Annotated in this window: 15 protein-coding genes; 4 read left to right on the forward strand and 11 right to left on the reverse strand. The window is 71.5% G+C overall.

What is annotated here, in order from left to right; all coding sequences use genetic code 11:
* Window positions 1-131: 131 nt before the first annotated feature.
* From ACIRS4_RS22900 to ACIRS4_RS22915, 4 genes are all read right to left on the reverse strand, one after another.
* Window positions 132-1,256 (reverse strand): GuaB3 family IMP dehydrogenase-related protein, encoded by a 1,125-nt coding sequence (locus ACIRS4_RS22900; RefSeq protein WP_404198948.1) that lies wholly within the window; start codon window positions 1,254-1,256, stop codon window positions 132-134.
* A 137-nt stretch (window positions 1,257-1,393) separates the two neighbouring features.
* Window positions 1,394-2,896 carry an IMP dehydrogenase gene (gene guaB / locus ACIRS4_RS22905; RefSeq protein WP_404198950.1) on the reverse strand — a complete coding sequence of 501 codons (1,503 nt, stop codon included), beginning with the start codon at window positions 2,894-2,896 and terminating at the stop codon, window positions 1,394-1,396.
* Window positions 2,897-3,059: 163 nt separating this feature from the next.
* Window positions 3,060-3,653, reverse strand: coding sequence for a sigma-70 family RNA polymerase sigma factor (locus ACIRS4_RS22910; protein WP_404198952.1), 594 nt, complete (start codon window positions 3,651-3,653; stop codon window positions 3,060-3,062).
* Between the two features lie 609 nt (window positions 3,654-4,262).
* A complete protein-coding gene (locus ACIRS4_RS22915; RefSeq protein ID WP_003948568.1) occupies window positions 4,263-4,874 on the reverse strand; it encodes a response regulator transcription factor in 612 nt (203 codons plus the stop codon).
* Window positions 4,875-5,253: 379 nt separating this feature from the next.
* Here ACIRS4_RS22915 and ACIRS4_RS22920 point away from each other — a divergent pair, with 379 nt between their 5' ends.
* Entirely contained in the window at window positions 5,254-5,580 is a 327-nt protein-coding gene (locus ACIRS4_RS22920; RefSeq protein WP_130441147.1) for a WhiB family transcriptional regulator, read from the forward strand.
* 146 nt (window positions 5,581-5,726) lie between these two features.
* Here ACIRS4_RS22920 and ACIRS4_RS22925 read toward each other — a convergent pair whose 3' ends face one another.
* Entirely contained in the window at window positions 5,727-6,626 is a 900-nt protein-coding gene (locus ACIRS4_RS22925) for a LysR family transcriptional regulator (RefSeq protein ID WP_404198955.1), read from the reverse strand.
* 124 nt (window positions 6,627-6,750) lie between these two features.
* Here ACIRS4_RS22925 and ACIRS4_RS22930 point away from each other — a divergent pair, with 124 nt between their 5' ends.
* Complete coding sequence (locus ACIRS4_RS22930; RefSeq protein ID WP_404198958.1) at window positions 6,751-7,524, forward strand: SDR family NAD(P)-dependent oxidoreductase; 774 nt, start codon at window positions 6,751-6,753, stop codon at window positions 7,522-7,524.
* Window positions 7,525-7,611: 87 nt separating this feature from the next.
* Window positions 7,612-8,301, forward strand: coding sequence for an ester cyclase (locus ACIRS4_RS22935; RefSeq protein ID WP_404198961.1), 690 nt, complete (start codon window positions 7,612-7,614; stop codon window positions 8,299-8,301).
* A gap of 227 nt (window positions 8,302-8,528) precedes the next feature.
* Here ACIRS4_RS22935 and groL read toward each other — a convergent pair whose 3' ends face one another.
* The 4 genes from groL to ACIRS4_RS22955 all read right to left on the reverse strand — a co-directional run bounded on the left by groL (window position 8,529) and on the right by ACIRS4_RS22955 (window position 12,640).
* Window positions 8,529-10,154 carry a chaperonin GroEL gene (gene groL, locus ACIRS4_RS22940; RefSeq protein ID WP_358798739.1) on the reverse strand — a complete coding sequence of 542 codons (1,626 nt, stop codon included), beginning with the start codon at window positions 10,152-10,154 and terminating at the stop codon, window positions 8,529-8,531.
* Window positions 10,155-10,290: 136 nt separating this feature from the next.
* Complete coding sequence (groES, locus tag ACIRS4_RS22945) at window positions 10,291-10,599, reverse strand: co-chaperone GroES (RefSeq protein ID WP_020132158.1); 309 nt, start codon at window positions 10,597-10,599, stop codon at window positions 10,291-10,293.
* Between the two features lie 347 nt (window positions 10,600-10,946).
* On the reverse strand, window positions 10,947-11,717 hold the full coding sequence (locus ACIRS4_RS22950; RefSeq protein ID WP_404198963.1) for a polysaccharide deacetylase family protein: 771 nt from the start codon (window positions 11,715-11,717) through the stop codon (window positions 10,947-10,949).
* Entirely contained in the window at window positions 11,714-12,640 is a 927-nt protein-coding gene (locus ACIRS4_RS22955) for a polysaccharide deacetylase family protein (RefSeq protein WP_404198966.1), read from the reverse strand. The genes ACIRS4_RS22950 and ACIRS4_RS22955 overlap by 4 nt, the downstream gene beginning before the upstream one ends.
* 90 nt (window positions 12,641-12,730) lie before the next feature.
* Between ACIRS4_RS22955 and ACIRS4_RS22960 the strand changes: the two genes are divergently transcribed.
* Complete coding sequence (locus ACIRS4_RS22960) at window positions 12,731-13,921, forward strand: SAM-dependent methyltransferase (protein WP_404198968.1); 1,191 nt, start codon at window positions 12,731-12,733, stop codon at window positions 13,919-13,921.
* A gap of 38 nt (window positions 13,922-13,959) precedes the next feature.
* Here the strand turns inward: ACIRS4_RS22960 and ACIRS4_RS22965 are convergent, their stop codons facing one another.
* Entirely contained in the window at window positions 13,960-15,021 is a 1,062-nt protein-coding gene (locus ACIRS4_RS22965) for an LCP family protein (protein ID WP_404198970.1), read from the reverse strand.
* A gap of 106 nt (window positions 15,022-15,127) precedes the next feature.
* Window positions 15,128-16,207 carry a LacI family DNA-binding transcriptional regulator gene (locus tag ACIRS4_RS22970; RefSeq protein ID WP_404198973.1) on the reverse strand — a complete coding sequence of 360 codons (1,080 nt, stop codon included), beginning with the start codon at window positions 16,205-16,207 and terminating at the stop codon, window positions 15,128-15,130.
* Window positions 16,208-16,311 lie beyond the last annotated feature (104 nt).

Raw genomic sequence — 16,311 nt, forward strand, 5'->3', positions numbered from 1 at the left:
ACCCGGGGCCCCCCCCCCCCCCCCCCCCCCCCCCCGGGCCGCGCCCCCCCCCCCCCCCCGGGGGGGGGGCGGGGGGGGGGGGGGGGCCGCCCGGGGGGGGGGCCCCCCCCGGCCCCTTCGGGGGTTCGGGGTCAGCGGCGGTGGACCGAGTCCGCCACGGTGACCTCCACGCGCTGGAACTCCTTCAGTTCGCTGTAGCCGGTGGTGGCCATGGCGCGGCGGAGGGCGCCGAAGAAGTTCATCGAGCCGTCCGGGGTGTGCGACGGGCCGGTGAGGACCTCCTCGAGGGTGCCGACCGTGCCGAGGTCGACCTTCTTGCCGCGCGGCAGTTCCTCGTTGACGGCCTCCATGCCCCAGTGGTGGCCCCGGCCCGGCGCGTCGGTCGCGCGGGCCAGCGGGGAGCCCATCATCACCGAGTCGGCGCCGCAGGCGATCGCCTTGGGCAGGTCGCCGGACCAGCCGACGCCGCCGTCGGCGATCACGTGCACGTACCGGCCGCCGGACTCGTCCATGTAGTCGCGGCGCGCCGCGGCGACGTCGGCCACCGCCGTGGCCATCGGGACCTGGATGCCGAGCACGTTGCGCGTGGTGTGCGCCGCGCCGCCGCCGAAGCCGACCAGCACGCCGGCCGCGCCGGTGCGCATCAGGTGCAGGGCCGCGGTGTAGGTGGCGCAGCCGCCGACGATCACCGGGACGTCGAGCTCGTAGATGAACTGCTTCAGGTTCAGCGGCTCGTGCGAGCCGGAGACGTGCTCCGCCGAAACCGTCGTCCCGCGGATGACGAAGATGTCCACGCCCGCGTCGACGACGGCCTTGGAGAACTGGGCGGTGCGCTGCGGGGAGAGCGCCGCGGCCGTGACCACGCCCGAGTCGCGCACCTCCTTGATGCGCTGCCCGATCAGCTCCTCCTTGATGGGGGCGGCGTAGATCTCCTGCAGACGCCGGGTGGCCGCCTCGACGGGCAGAGCGACGATCTCGTCCAGCAGCGGCTGGGGGTCCTCGTGCCGCGTCCACAGGCCTTCGAGGTTGAGCACGCCGAGCCCGCCGAGCTCCCCGATGCGGATCGCGGTGGCCGGGGAGACGACCGAGTCCATGGGGGCGGCCAGGAACGGCAGCTCGAAGCGGTAGGCGTCGATCTGCCAGGCGATCGAGACCTCCTTCGGGTCCCGCGTACGGCGGCTGGGGACGACGGCGATGTCGTCGAAGGCGTACGCCCGGCGGCCGCGCTTGCCGCGCCCGATCTCGATCTCAGTCACGTCTGTGGCCTTTCCCTGATGCGTTTCAGCGTCTTCCAGTATCGCCGACGGGCCCGGCGGGCACACCGAGGGCGGCCCCCGGAACGAGCGAGGGCGGCCCCGGGGGATCCGGGGCCGCCCTGGCGGAAGCCCTGCGTCTACTTGGTGCTGTAGTTCGGCGCCTCGACCGTCATCTGGATGTCGTGCGGGTGGCTCTCCTTCAGGCCCGCCGAGGTGATCCGGACGAACCGGCCCTTGCTCTCCATCTCCCCGATGGTGGCCGCGCCCACGTACCCCATCGTCTGGCGGAGACCGCCGACGAGCTGGTGCAGCACGTTGGCGAGCGGGCCGCGGTAGGGCACCTGGCCCTCGATGCCCTCGGGCACGAGCTTGTCGTCCGAGCCGACCTCGGCCTGGAAGTAGCGGTCCTTGGAGTAGGACCTGGCCTGGCCGCGGGACTGCATCGCGCCGAGCGAGCCCATGCCGCGGTACGACTTGAACTGCTTGCCGTTGATGAACTGCAGTTCACCCGGGGACTCCTCGCAGCCGGCGAGGAGGCTGCCCAGCATCACCGTGTCGGCGCCGGCGGCGAGCGCCTTGCCGATGTCGCCGGAGTACTGCAGGCCGCCGTCGCCGATCAGCGGGATGCCCGCCGGGCGGGCCGCGAGGGAGGCCTCGTAGATGGCGGTGACCTGCGGGACGCCGATGCCGGCGACGACACGCGTGGTGCAGATCGAGCCGGGGCCGACACCGACCTTGATGCCGTCGACACCGGCGTCGATGAGGGCCTGCGCGCCGTCACGGGTGGCGACGTTGCCGCCGATCACATCGACGCCCACGCTCGACTTGATCTTGGACATCCAGCTGAGGGCGTTGCTGTTGTGGCCGTGCGAGGTGTCGACGACCAGGAAGTCCACACCGGCCTCGGCCAGCGCCTGGGCGCGCTCCAGCGCCTCGGGGCTCGCGCCGACGGCCGCGCCGACGAGCAGCCGGCCCTCGGCGTCCTTGGCGGCGTTGGGGTACTGCTCGGCCTTCACGAAGTCCTTGACCGTGATCAGACCCTTGAGGACGCCCGCGTCGTCGACCAGCGGAAGCTTCTCGATCTTGTGGCGGCGCAGCAGCTCCATGGCGTCGCCGCCCGAGATGCCGACCTTGCCGGTGACCAGCGGCATCGGCGTCATGACCTCGCGCACCTGGCGCGTGCGGTCCGACTCGAAGGCCATGTCGCGGTTGGTGACGATGCCGAGCAGCTTGCCGGCCGGGTCGGTGACCGGGACACCGCTGATGCGGAACTTGGCGCACAGCGCGTCGGCCTCGGCGAGCGTGGCCTCGGGGTGGACCGTGATCGGGTCGGTGACCATGCCGGACTCGGACCGCTTGACCAGGTCGACCTGGTTGACCTGGTCCTCCACGGACAGGTTGCGGTGCAGCACGCCGACGCCGCCCTGACGGGCCATGGCGATCGCCATGCGGGACTCGGTGACCTTGTCCATCGCAGCGGACAGCAGCGGGATGTTCACCCGGACGTTGCGGGAGATCCGGGACGAGGTGTCGACCGCGTTGGGGAGCACCTCGGACGCTCCCGGCAGCAGCAGCACGTCGTCGTAGGTCAGCCCGAGGGTCGCGAATTTTCCGGGCACTCCGTCGACGTTGGCAGTCATGACACCTTCCCCAAATGGCCTTGATCGGTGCGGATGTCCATGCTAACGGGAAGCGCGCTTCGCTCATTCCACGGTTCGGAAGGACTCCCGGCTTCGTATGTTCGTACGGCGCCGGCCTCGGGCCCGTTCAACCCGGGCCGGCCCAAGGGGGCGCTGGTCCGGACTACTGCTCGGCGAGGGCGCGCAGTCTGCTGAGCGCCCGGTGCTGGGCGACGCGGACCGCGCCGGGTGACATTCCCAACATCTGACCGGTCTCCTCCGCCGTGAGGCCCACCGCGATGCGCAGCAGGAGCAGCTCCCGCTGGTTCTCGGGCAGGTTGGCCATCAGTTTCTTCGCCCATTCGGCGTCACTGCTCAGCAGGGCCCGCTCCTCGGGACCCAGGGAGTCGTCTGGGCGTTCCGGCATCTCGTCGGAGGGGACCGCCGTGGAGCCGGGGTGGCGCATCGCCGCGCGCTGGAGGTCGGCGACCTTGTGGGCGGCGATGGCGAAGACGAAGGCCTCGAAGGGACGGCCGGTGTCCTTGTAGCGCGGCAGGGCCAGCAGGACGGCGACGCAGACCTCCTGCGCGAGGTCCTCCACGAAGTGGCGCGCGTCGCCGGGGAGCCGGGACAGCCGGGTGCGGCAGTAGCGCAGGGCGAGGGGGTGGACGTGGGCGAGCAGGTCGTGGGTGGCCTGTTCGTCGCCGTCGACGGCGCGATGCACGAGGCCGCCGATCGCCCCCTGGGCGTGGGCACGGACCGCCTCGTCATCGCGCATCGGTCCATGGTGCCCTGCGGCCGGTCCGGCCGCCGCGCCGTGCCCGTCGTTGTGCACCGAAGCGTTATGAGCAGGTGCGCCGGAACTCATCCCCTGCGCCCTCCCCTTCCGCTCGACCGACTCGTCCCCGAGGAACTCCACACCTCAAGGATGCGGCATCCGCCGGGAAACGAGCAGCGGGCGGTCCGGCGGGACCCGGCGCCGCCGCCGGCCTGCGGCCGGCGTACGGGTACGCTCCGCGCGCTCGCCATGCCGCGCGAGCAGGGCCGTTCCCGCATACCCCGCTCCCCTCCGCCGACGTCGGCTCACTCCGTCCCGTCCGGCGGACCGCGTCTGTGACGAAGTACGCGCACGGGACGGATCCCACTCATACGACGAGTCCGTGCACCGAGGTCGTACGACGATTTCCCCCGCGTCGCGAACGCCCGTCGCGGCTCCTGCCTCACCCGTGACGTTTTCCACACGCACGGCGCACGCGGCGACTCCCGTCACTCGCGTGTCGCTGCGCGCCCGTCACCGAGAGTGGTCGAAACGGGGTGCCGAGAGGGCCGAGGCCCGCCCCGACGGGAACGGATGTTCGTCCCGTTGTTCGACTCGGCGGACCGTTCCTCAGCGGACCAGCCCCCAGCGGAATCCGAGCGCCACGGCGTGCGCGCGGTCCGAGGCGCCGAGCTTCTTGAAGAGCCGGCGGGCGTGGGTCTTCACGGTGTCCTCGGAGAGGAACAGCTCGCGGCCGATCTCCGCGTTGGAGCGGCCGTGGCTCATGCCCTCCAGCACCTGGATCTCGCGGGCGGTGAGCGTGGGGGCCGCGCCCATCTCGGCCGAGCGCAGCCGGCGCGGGGCGAGCCGCCAGGTCGGGTCGGCGAGGGCCTGGGTGACGGTCGCCCGCAGTTCGGCGCGCGAGGCGTCCTTGTGCAGATAGCCGCGGGCGCCGGCGGCGACCGCGAGGGCGACTCCGTCGAGGTCCTCCGCGACGGTCAGCATGATGATGCGCGCGCCGGGGTCGGCGGACAGCAGCCGCCTGACGGTCTCGACACCGCCCAGCCCGGGCATGCGTACGTCCATCAGAATCAGGTCCGAGCGGTCGGCGCCCCAGCGGCGGAGCACTTCCTCGCCGTTGGCCGCCGTCGTCACGCGCTCGACGCCGGGCACGGTCGCGACCGCGCGGCGGAGCGCCTCTCGGGCAAGCGGGGAGTCGTCGCAGACGAGGACGGAAGTCATGGCCGCCCTCCGCAGCTGATGCGCGTCACCTTGTGCCTCCAGGCTGGTACGAATCGTCACCTGTGCGGTCGACCGTCTCGGACGCCTGCCCGAGCGTTTGTGTTTTCAACCGCCTCCGCACTCTCAACGATGGTCACTCGAAAGAGTTACGGGGCTGCGTGCAGTCTTCGGCACTCTACGTGAGGGGACGGACACGGCGGAGGCAGCCGCGCGGACCCCCGGGCTTTCGTCATGAGCGATGCCCCGATTAGCCCCATTTCTTCCCATTTACTGGTGTCTGAGGCTAGATTCGCAATGAGTCATATTTTCATCTTCTTAGATCGTAGTTGTACGGTCGTTGGCACCGTATCCGCTCGAAACGGCTACAAGGGGTCACGCAATGGCAGATTTCTCCCGCCTTCCCGGACCGAACGCGGACCTGTGGGACTGGCAGCTCCTGGCCGCCTGCCGCGGGGTGGACAGTTCGCTCTTCTTCCATCCGGAAGGTGAGCGCGGGGCGGCGCGGAGCGCTCGCGAGAACTCGGCCAAGGAGGTCTGCATGAGGTGCCCGGTCCGCGCGCAGTGCGCGGCGCACGCGTTGGCGGTGAGAGAGCCGTACGGCGTGTGGGGCGGGTTGACCGAGGATGAACGCGAGGAGCTCATGGGCCGGGCGCGCCACCGCCTGGTATCGGCGTCGACCGGCGGGGAGACACCGCCGGACGACTGAACGGCCGCAGATCAGGACAAACTGAAGGAACGTTTCTTCACGCAGGCCCGCACGACGGTCTGCAAAGGGATGGGGCACGCATACGTGTGCCCTTGTGTCATGTGCGCGCCTCTCTCAGCGCGCCCTGCTTCATGTGCGCGCCGCTCTCAGCGCGCCGCCGCCCGCTCCAGCTGGTCCAGCGTCGCCGCCACCGCCGGCACCTGCGCCAGGTCGGGCAGGGTCAGCGCGACGATCTCCCGCCGCACCGCCGGCTCCAGGGTCACCGCCCGCGCCCCACGGGGCCGTACGGACTCGATCGCGAGCTGGGGCAGAACGGCCACGCCGAGCCCCGCGCCCACCAGGCCGGCGACCGCCGGATAGTCGTCGGTGGCGAAGTCGATCCGGGGCGTGAAGCCCGCCTCCGCGCACACCTCCACCAGCTGGCCGCGACAGCGCGGGCAGCCCGCGATCCAGGACTCCCGGGCCAGTTCGCCTATGGCGACGGACTCCGCCCGCGCGAGCGGATGCCGCTCCGGGACGAGGGCGACGAGCCGGTCTGTCAGCAAGGGGCGTACGACCAGGTCGGCCCACTCCTGCGCGCAGCCCTGCGCGCTCTCGTAGCGGAAGGCGAGCGCGATGTCGCAGTCGCCGGCGCGCAGCTTGTCCACCGAGGCGGGCGGTTCCGCCTCCTCGAGGGAGACGCGGGTGCCGGGGTGGGCGGCGCGCAGCGCGGCGAGGGCGGTGGGCACGAGCGTGGAGCTGCCGCTCGGGAAGGAGACGAGCCGCACCCGCCCGGCGCGCAGTCCGGCGATCGCGGCGACCTCCTCCTCCGCGGCGGTCAGCCCCGAGAGAATCCCGGCGGCGTGCCGTACGAGGGCGTCGCCCGCCTGGGTCAGCCGCATCTCGCGTCCGCTGCGCACGAGCAGAGGCGTGCCGACGGACGCCTCCAGCGCCTTCATCTGCTGGCTGACGGCCGGCTGGGTGCAGCCGAGCTCGCGCCCGGCCGCCGAGAAGGAACCGGTGGCGGCGACGGCGCGCAGCACACGGAGATGACGGGCCTCGATCACCCTTCGAGCATAAGCGGCCCTTGGGATCATCGGTCGATCATGCGCCGGCACTTTGACGAGGACCGTCGGTTCCGAGCGGGTGAGGGGAACGGGCTCGCGGGTTTCCGGTCATTAACCTTGCGCCATGACTACGGCTCTGATTACGGGTTCGACCGCGGGCATCGGTGCCGCGTTCGCGCGGCGGCTGGCGGCGGACGGGCATGACCTCGTCCTCGTCGCCCGGGACACCAAGCGTCTGCGCGAGCAGGCCACCGAGTTGCACGACCGGCACGGCATCGAGGCGGAGGTGCTGACCGCCGACCTCGCCGAGGACGCCGGCATCGAGGCGGTGGCCGCCCGGCTCGACGACCGCAGGAACCCCGTCGACCTGCTGGTCAACAACGCGGGCTTCGGGAACAAGGGCCGCTACCTCGACGTGCCGATGGCCGACGAGCTGAAGATGCTCAAGGTGCACTGCGAGGCGGTGCTGCGGCTGACCTCGGCGGCCACGGCGGCGATGCGGGAGCGGGGGCGCGGCGGTGTCGTCAACGTGGCCTCGGTGGCGGCGTTCCTGCCGCGCGGGACGTACGGGGCCTCCAAGGCGTGGGTCGTGCAGTTCACCCAGGGGGCCGCGAAGGACCTGGCGGGCAGCGGGGTGCGGCTGATGGCGCTGTGCCCGGGCTTCGTGCGCACCGAGTTCCACGAGCGGGCCGGGATGGGCACGGACAACATCCCGGGCTGGATGTGGCTCGACGCGGACAAGCTGGTCGCGGCGGCGCTGCACGACCTGGCGCGCGGGAAGTCCGTGTCGATCCCCGACGCCCGCTACAAGGCGCTGATGGGACTGGTGAAGGTGACGCCGAGGGGCCTGCTGGGCGGGGTCAGCTCCCGGACGGGGCGCAAGTACGGGCCGCAGTAGGCGTGCGGTGAGCGGTGGGTGGCGTCGGCGCTCCGGTGGGAAAATGGGCGTGACGGAACCGGACCCAGGGGGGCCGGAGGCTGCGCCATGACGTTCGTACAGCTCATCGACTGCAGGACCAGCCGGTTCGACGAGATGAACCGGCTGCTGGACACATGGGTCGAACAGACCAAGGGGAAGCGGACCGCCACGCACGCGCTGGTCGGCAAGGACCGCTCCGACGATTCGCACTTCATCGAGATCGTGGAGTTCCCGTCGTACGAGGAGGCGATGCGGAACTCGAACCTGCCGGAGACCGGGCGGATCTTCCGGGACATGGTCGCCCTGTGCGAGGAGACGCCGACCTTCACCGATCTGGATGTCGTGCGCGACGAGCAGCTCAACCGGGTGATGGCCCGTGAGTTCTTCGAGGGGCTCGGACGGGGCGACATCGACCGGCTGTTCGAGCGCGTCTCGGACGACTACCTCGATCACGACCCGGCCAACGCGCGGGACACGGGCTTGCGGGCCGCCCGTGAGGAGGTCGCGGGCTGGCGGCGGGCCTTCGACTTCTCGATGCGGGTCGACGACCAGCTCTCCGAGGAGGAGCGGGTGTGCACCCGCTGGACCTTCACGGGGCGCCACCACGGCGACTTCGTCGGCATCCCGGCGACCGGCCAGGACGTCACCATGACCGGCATGACCTGGCACCGCTTCCGCGACGGCATGATCTGCGAGGGCTGGTGGCAGTACGACCGGGCAGGTCTGCTGGAGCAGTTGGGGGCGCTGGGCCGATAGCGCGAGATTTCACCGCAGGGTCCTGTTCCGCCCGGGCGGAACAGGACCCTTCCCGTCGTCGACCCACCGGCGCGGGGGGTGCGGCCGAAGCGGTCCGGATTCCGAGCCGCTCGGGACACGGAACCCCGTGACGTGCAGCGGGCGCGCACGGGGAAGGCCCCGCTGCCACGCGGTGGGCGTGGGAGCGGGGCCTTCCTGCGGCGCTTCGCCTGTTACGAGCGGTTCGCTCAGTGGGCGTGGCCGTGGCCGTGGCCGGCCGCGGCGGGCTCTTCCTCTTCCTTCTTCTCGACGACCAGGGTCTCGGTCGTCAGGAGGAGGGAGGCGATGGAGGCGGCGTTCTCCAGGGCGGAGCGGGTGACCTTGACCGGGTCGATGACGCCGGCCTTGACCAGGTCGCCGTACTCGCCGGTCGCGGCGTTGAAGCCCTGGCCCTTGTCGAGCTCTGCGACCTTGGAGGTGATGACGTAGCCCTCGAGGCCGGCGTTCTCGGCGATCCAGCGCAGCGGCTCGACGGCGGCCTTGCGGACCACGGCGACGCCGGTCGCCTCGTCGCCGGTCTTGTCGAGGTTGCCCTCGAGGACCTTGACGGCGTGGACGAGCGCGGAACCGCCACCGGAGACGATGCCCTCCTCGACCGCGGCGCGGGTCGCGGAGATGGCGTCCTCCAGACGGTGCTTCTTCTCCTTCAGCTCCACCTCGGTGGCGGCGCCGACCTTGATCACGCACACGCCGCCGGCCAGCTTCGCGAGGCGCTCCTGGAGCTTCTCGCGGTCCCAGTCGGAGTCCGTGTTCTCGATCTCGGCCTTGATCTGCGCGACGCGGCCCTGCACGTCGGCGGAGTTGCCGGCGCCGTCGACGATCGTGGTGTCGTCCTTGGTGACGGTGACGCGGCGGGCGGAGCCGAGGACGTCGATGCCGACCTGGTCGAGCTTGAGGCCGACCTCCTCGGAGATGACGGTGGCGCCGGTGAGGGTGGCCATGTCCTGCAGCATCGCCTTGCGGCGGTCGCCGAAGCCGGGGGCCTTGACCGCGACCGCGTTGAAGGTGCCGCGGATCTTGTTGACGACGAGGGTGGACAGCGCCTCGCCCTCGAGGTCCTCGGCGATGATCAGCAGCGGCTTGGAGGCGTTGGTCTGAATGACCTTCTCCAGCAGCGGCAGCAGGTCGGCGATCGAGGAGATCTTGCCCTGGTTGATGAGGATGTAGGGGTCCTCCAGGACGGCCTCCATGCGCTCCTGGTCCGTCACGAAGTACGGCGACAGGTAGCCCTTGTCGAAGGCCATGCCCTCGGTGAAGTCCAGCTCCAGACCGAAGGTGTTGGACTCCTCGACGGTGATGACACCGTCCTTGCCGACCTTGTCCATGGCCTCGGCGATGAGCTCGCCGACCTGCTGGTCCTGGGCGGACAGCGCGGCCACGGCGGCGATGTCGGACTTCTCGTCGATCGGGCGGGCCGACGCGAGCAGGTCCTCGGAGACGGCCTTGACGGCGGCGTCGATGCCCTTCTTGAGCAGGGCGGGGGACGCGCCGGCGGCCACGTTCTTCAGGCCCTCGCGCACCAGCGCCTGGGCGAGCACGGTGGCGGTGGTGGTGCCGTCGCCCGCGATGTCGTTGGTCTTGGTCGCCACCTCCTTCACCAGCTGCGCGCCGAGGTTCTCGTACGGGTCGTCGATCTCCACCTCGCGGGCGATCGTGACACCGTCGTTGGTGATGGTGGGGGCGCCGAACTTCTTGTCGATGACAACGTTGCGGCCCTTGGGGCCGATCGTCACCTTGACCGTGTCGGCCAGCTTGTTGACGCCGCGCTCGAGGGCGCGACGGGCGTCCTCGTCGAACTTCAGGATCTTCGCCATGACAGCGGGAGCCCTCTCGGAGATCTGTGGATGAAAAAAACGCACTGCGCCCCGGGCGCCCGGCTTCTTATGTGGTCGCGGGGGCCAGGGGCGCAGCGTCAAGCATCAATGTGCTTCCGGAACGATCCGGGGTGAACTACTTCTCGATGATCGCGAGAACGTCGCGAGCCGAGAGGACGAGGTACTCCTCGCCGTTGTACTTCACCTCGGTGCCGCCGTACTTGCTGTACAGGACGACATCGCCGACCTTGACGTCGAGCGGCAGGCGCTCGCCGTTCTCGAAGCGGCCCGGGCCCACGGCGAGGACGGCGCCCTCCTGGGGCTTCTCCTTCGCGGTGTCCGGGATGACCAGGCCCGAGGCCGTGGTCTGCTCGGCGTCGAGCGGCTGGACCACGATGCGGTCCTCGAGCGGCTTGATGGCAACCTTGGAGCTGGTGGTCGTCACGATCCGACCTCCCCCTTCGGAGATCTCACGGGGTTAACTGTCTGAGGTGGCGACCAGGTGGATCCGTCGTCGCGGGTGCCGGACCTGCCCGTCGCGTTGTTGGCACTCTCCAGTGGGGAGTGCCAGAGCCGAGACTATGACCGGGGTTAGCACTCGGTCAAGCGGAGTGCCAATGCCTGCGGCGCGTCGGCCGAAAATTCCGCTCGGGTGAGCGTGTTCGGCACCCGGTGCCGGGGTGGGCGTCCTTTGGGGGCCGCCGCCCCCAAGCCCCCGCTTCGGCCCTGAACGGGCCTCGTCCTCAAGCCCCCCCGGAGGGGGCACCCCCGGACGGGCTGAATTCACCGGGCTTACAGGTAGTCCTCCAGCTTGCCCACCGTCAGATGTTGCCGCTGGATTTGGCGCAGCAGGCTCGGCGTTCGGTCGGGGGTCGTGGCGAGGATGTCGCCGGGGTGCAGGCGGTGGGGGTCTTCGGGGTCGGCGGAGGCGCGCCACAGGATGATCGCGGTGATGCCGCAGTCGGCGGCGGCTCGGCGGGTGGTGGTGTCGTACGCGCCGTAGGGCGGGCGGAGAAGGCGGGGGCGCAGACCGAAGCGGGCGTTGAGCTTGTGCTGCTGGCCGCAGATCTCGGCGCGCTGGCCGGCGTAGGGCAGGCCGCGCAGGGCGGCGTGGTCGAGAGTGTGGTTCTGGAGGTCCGCGCCGACCTCGCGCAGCCGGGCGAAGTGGGCGTAGGCCGGGCCGGCGACGCTGTCGGTGACGAACACGCTGACGGGCAGGCGCAGTTCGCGGACCATGTCGACGAACTGAGGGTCGCGTTCGGCGCCGTCGTCGTAGGTGAGGAAGACGACCCTGTCGGAGGTGCTGACGCGGTCGAGGACCGGGGAGAGGGGGCGGGGCGGGGACTTCGGGCGGGTGGGGGCCGGTGCGGGGGCCAGGGGGGACTTCAGGCCCCAGCGGCGGTACGGCGGCCCCGTCGCGGGGGCGGGCGCGGAGCGCGCTCGGGTCGCCGCCGGCCCGGCCGCCGGTTCGCCTGCGGGGGCGCAGGCGGTGAGGGCGCAGCCGGTGAGGGCCGCCACGAGCGCCAGCGCCGTGGGGGCCGAGGGCCGCCCCCGGTGTCTCACAGGTAGTCCTCCAGGCGGGCCACCGCATATCCCTCTTTCGTCGCCTTGTTCAGGAAGGTGCGGATCATGTCGGGCATTGTGCCCTTCCAGTCGTCCGGGCCGCGGAAGTGACTCAGGACGATGTCGCCCGGGTGGAGCTCGCGGTCCCACTCGCGGTACTCCCAGTGGTCGACGAACACCTCCTCGTTCCACAGGGGCACATGGGTGACGCCGCAGGACTTCGCGGCTCGCAGGGTGGCTCTGTTGTAGTTGCCGTACGGCGGGCGGAAGAGGCTCGGGCGGCGGCCGTACTGCTCCTCGACGACGTCCTGCATGCCGCAGATCTCGCGCTTCTGACGCTGGTAGGACAGGCCCGGCAGGTAGGGGTGGTGGAGGGTGTGGTTGTTCAGGGTCACCCCGTCGTCCTGCATCTTCTTGAAGTAGCCGTAGTCGTCCTTGACGAGGTAGTCGCTGAGGAACGCGGTGTACGGGATGCGCAGCTCGGTCATCATGCGCAGGAACGCCGGGTCCTTCTCCGCGCCGTCGTCGACGGTGAGGAAGACGACCTTGTCGTCGGTGGGGACGGTGGTGAAGACCGGCGGGAGGCCGAGTTCCTCGTGATCGTCGACCTCGAAGCCTTCGCGGGTGCCGATCCTCGGTTTCCTGGCGGGCGGCGCGGGGGGTGTGAGCGGGACCTTCTCCAGATCCCAGCGCTCGGCCGCGGCCGCCCTCGCCGCGTGGTCGGCGCGCAGTCTGGCCGCGTACGAGTGGAGGGGGCCGGCCTTCGGGCTCTCGTCGGGCTGCCGGCCGGGGGCGGGGCCGGCCGCGCCGTCGCCGCTGTCCGCACAGCCCGAGACGATCGCGGCCAGGGCGAGGGCCGTGAGACCGCTCTGGCACGCCGTCCATTTCGTCCGGTATTTATCATTTCGTACGACTGATCCCATGGCGCCGGATCCTCGCAGTCCGGCCCCGAAACCCCCGTCAGACACCGCGGCCGCAGGCGCACCGTCCTCCGACTGGCCCACAATGACCAGGTGAATGACCTCGCTCCCCTCCTCACCCCCGAAGGCCGCGCCCTGCTCGACGCCGTGCGCGGCACCGCCCCCGCCGACGAACTCGCCGTCGCCACGCGACTGCGGCGCACGCACCCCGCCGCGCTCGTCTCCGCCGCCCTGGGGCAGGAACGGCTGCGGCAGCGGGCGACGGTGAAGTTCGGGGCCGAGGACGCGGCACGGATGTTCTTCACCCCCCACGGGGTCGAGCAGTCGACGCGGGCGAGCGTGGCGGCGTACCGGGCGGCGCGGCTGAGGGAGCTGGGCGTGTCCTGCGTCGCCGACCTGTGCAGCGGGATCGGCGGCGACGCGATCGCGCTGGCGCGCGCGGGCATCAGGGTGCTGGCCGTGGACCGGGACCCGGTGACGGCGGCGGCGGCCCGGGCGAACGCGGACGCGCTCGGCCTCGCCGGCCTGATCGACGTACGGGAGGCGGACGTGACGGAGGTGGACACGGCCGGGTACGACGCCGTGTTCGTCGACCCGGCCCGGCGGGGCGGCCGGGGACGGATCTTCGACCCGGAGGCGTACTCGCCGCCCCTGTCCTGGGCCGTCGGTGCCGCGCTCAAGGCGCCGCACGCCGCGTTGAAGGTGGCCCCGGGCATCCCCCACGAGGCCGTGCCGGCCGAGGCCGAGGCCGAGTGGATCTCGGACGGCGGGGACGTGAAGGAGGCGGTGCTGTGGTTCGGGACGGATCCGGGAACCGTCCGCGCCACACTGCTGCCCGGACCGCGCACCCTGCGCGGCGCCGGTCTGCCGAACCCGCCCGTCCGCCCCGTCGGCCGCTACCTCTACGAGCCCGACGGGGCCGTCGTCCGCGCCCACCTGGTCGCGGACGTCGCCCGGGACCTGGACGGCGGCCTGGTCGACGAGACCATCGCCTACGTCACCGCGGACGCCCTGAGGCCGACGCCGTACGCCACCGCGTACGAGATCACCGACCGGCTGCCCTTCAACGTCAAGAAGCTGAAGGCGCTGCTGCGGGAGCGGGAGGTGGGGATCCTGACGGTGAAGAAGCGCGGGTCGGCCGTGGAGCCGGAGGAACTCCGCAAGAAGGTCAGGCCGCAGGGGTCGAACGCGGCGACGGTGTTCCTGACCCGCGTGGCGGGAGCCCCGACGATGCTCGTCGGGCGGCCGGCCGAAGGCCCCACGCCCAACGAACAGGGGCGGTAGCTCAGTCGCGCATGCCCCGGCGTCGTCGCCGGGCGGATTCAGGGGCGGCGCAGGGACTTCCAGAGGTCGCTCGCCGCGGGATTGCGGGCGACCACCCGGTTGGGGTCGGAGGGGGCCGGGCGCACCGGCATCATCACGGTCGTGACCTGCGGGGCGGACAGGGATTGCAGGCTCCGGGCGAGTTCCGTCAGTTCGGAGAGGGAGTCCAGGCCGGTGTCGGTGGTGAGGCTTCGGGTGGCCGCGTCGGCGACCTCGTACAGGCGGGTGGGGCTGGTCAACAGGTCGGTGGAGGCGATCTGTTCCAGAAGTGCCTTCACCAGCGTCTGCTGGAGGCCGATGCGGCCGAGGTCGCTGCCGTCGCCTATGCCGTGCCGGGTGCGGGCCAGGGCGAGGGCCTGGACGCCGTCGAGGTGGTGGACGCCGGCCGCGAGGGTGAGGTGGCTGTCCTCGTCGTCGATGTCCTCTGTCGTGGTCACCGTGACCCCGCCGAGCGCGTTCACCAGCTTCGCGAAGCCCGAGAAGTCGACCTCGACGTAGTGGTCCATGCGCACGCCGGTGATCGACTCGACGGTCTTCACGGCACACACCGGACCGCCCAGCGCATAGGCGGTGTTGAACATGACGCCGTGCGCCGCCGACGTGGAGCCGCCGGAGGGCAGCGGGCAGGACGGCCGGGTCACCAGGGTGTCCCGCGGGACGCTGACGATCGTGGCGCTGCGGCGGCCCGCGTCGACGTGCACGACCATCGCGGTGTCGGAGCGGGCGCCGGTGCTGTCGCCGCCGCCGAGTTCCCGGTTCTCCGCGCCGCCGCGCGAGTCGGAGCCGAGGACGAGGATGTTGAGGGACCCCGCCGGTAACGGGGCGGGGGACGCGGCGCCGTACGGCACGGGGGCGTTCACCGCCCGCGCCGGGCGGTCGTCACCGAGCGCGGTGTCGATGTCGACGCTCGTGATGTTGCCGTCGAGGTGCCGGTAGGCCGCCCAGCCCGCTGCGGCCGCGCCCAGGACCAGCGCTGCGGCGAGGGTGAGGCCGGCGGTCTTCAGCGTTCTCGGCCGCTTGCGCCGGCCGTCTCCGTGCTCGCTCGCGTCGATTTCCGTCACGCGATGAACGTAAGTCCGAATTATTAGGGGGATGTTAGGAAGTCGGCCCGGACCGGTCGCGGACCGGTTCTCCGGCAGGGCAACGGGTGTCGAAAGTTTCGGTCGGTCAGCCGACTGGCTTCGGTCCCGTCGATCCGCCCGGCGCCGCCGTGCTGGTGCGCACCACCAGACTCGTCGCCAGCTCCACCCGCGTCGCCGCCGGTCCCTCCTCCGGTGAGGACCGCCCCAGCTCCAGCACCAGCCGGGCCGCCGCCTCCGCCATCTCCATCAGCGGCTGCCGTACGGTCGTCAGCGGCGGCCCCACCCAGGGCGCCACCGGCAGGTCGTCGAAGCCGACGACGCTCAGGTCCTCCGGGATCCTCAGCCCCAGCTCGCGCGCCGCCTCGTACACGCCGAGCGCCTGGAGGTCGTTGCCGGCGAAGACGGCGGTGGGCCGGTCGGGGCGGTCGAGCAGCTCACGGCCGATCCGGTAGCCCGTCTCGTGGTGGAAGTCGCCGGTCCTGATCAGCGCCGGGTCGACCGGCAGCCCGGCCGTCTCCAGCGCGGCCCGGTAACCGTCGATGCGGGCCCGGCTGCACATCATCTGCGGGGGCCCGCTGATCGCACCGATCCGCCGGTGCCCCAGCTCCACCAGATGCCGGGTCGCGGCGAGCCCGCCCTGCCAGTTGGTGGCGCCGATGGAGGGCACGTCGGCGCCCGGGTCGCCCGCCGGGTCCATCACCACGAACGGAATGGAACGGCTGGTCAGCAGCGCGCGCTGGGACTCGTCGAGCCCGGACAGGACGAGGATCACGCCGTGCGGACGGCGGGCGGCGACCTGGTCGGCCCAGGTCCGCCCGGGGGTGAGCCGCCCGGCGCTCTCGCTCAGCACCACGCTCAGCCCGGCGTCCCGCGCGACGTTCTCCACACCCCGGATGACCTCCATCGCCCAGGCGCTCTCCAGCTCGTGGAAGACCAGGTCGATCAGGGGCGAGCGGGTCGCCTCCGCGCGCCGGCGCCGGTAGCCGTGGGCGCGCAGCAGCTCCTCGACACGGGTGCGGGTCGCGGGGGCGACGTCGGCGCGGCCGTTGAGGACCTTCGAAACAGTCGGGGCGGAGACGCCGGCCTCGCGGGCGATCTCCGCGAGCGTGGCGGTCTGCGTCGGCCGCGCTCCTGTCCGCGTTCCAGCGGGATCCGGGGAAGTCATGGCGGCGATCGTATCCCCGCACCCCCTCTTGACGAACCTCGTACGGCACCATAGGTTCCCGGAACATTCGAAGTGTGTTACGAAACATTCGAATCCTTCGGGAC

The sequence above is a fragment of the Streptomyces sp. NPDC101166 genome (genome assembly GCF_044768125.1).
Lineage (GTDB): Bacteria > Actinomycetota > Actinomycetes > Streptomycetales > Streptomycetaceae > Streptomyces.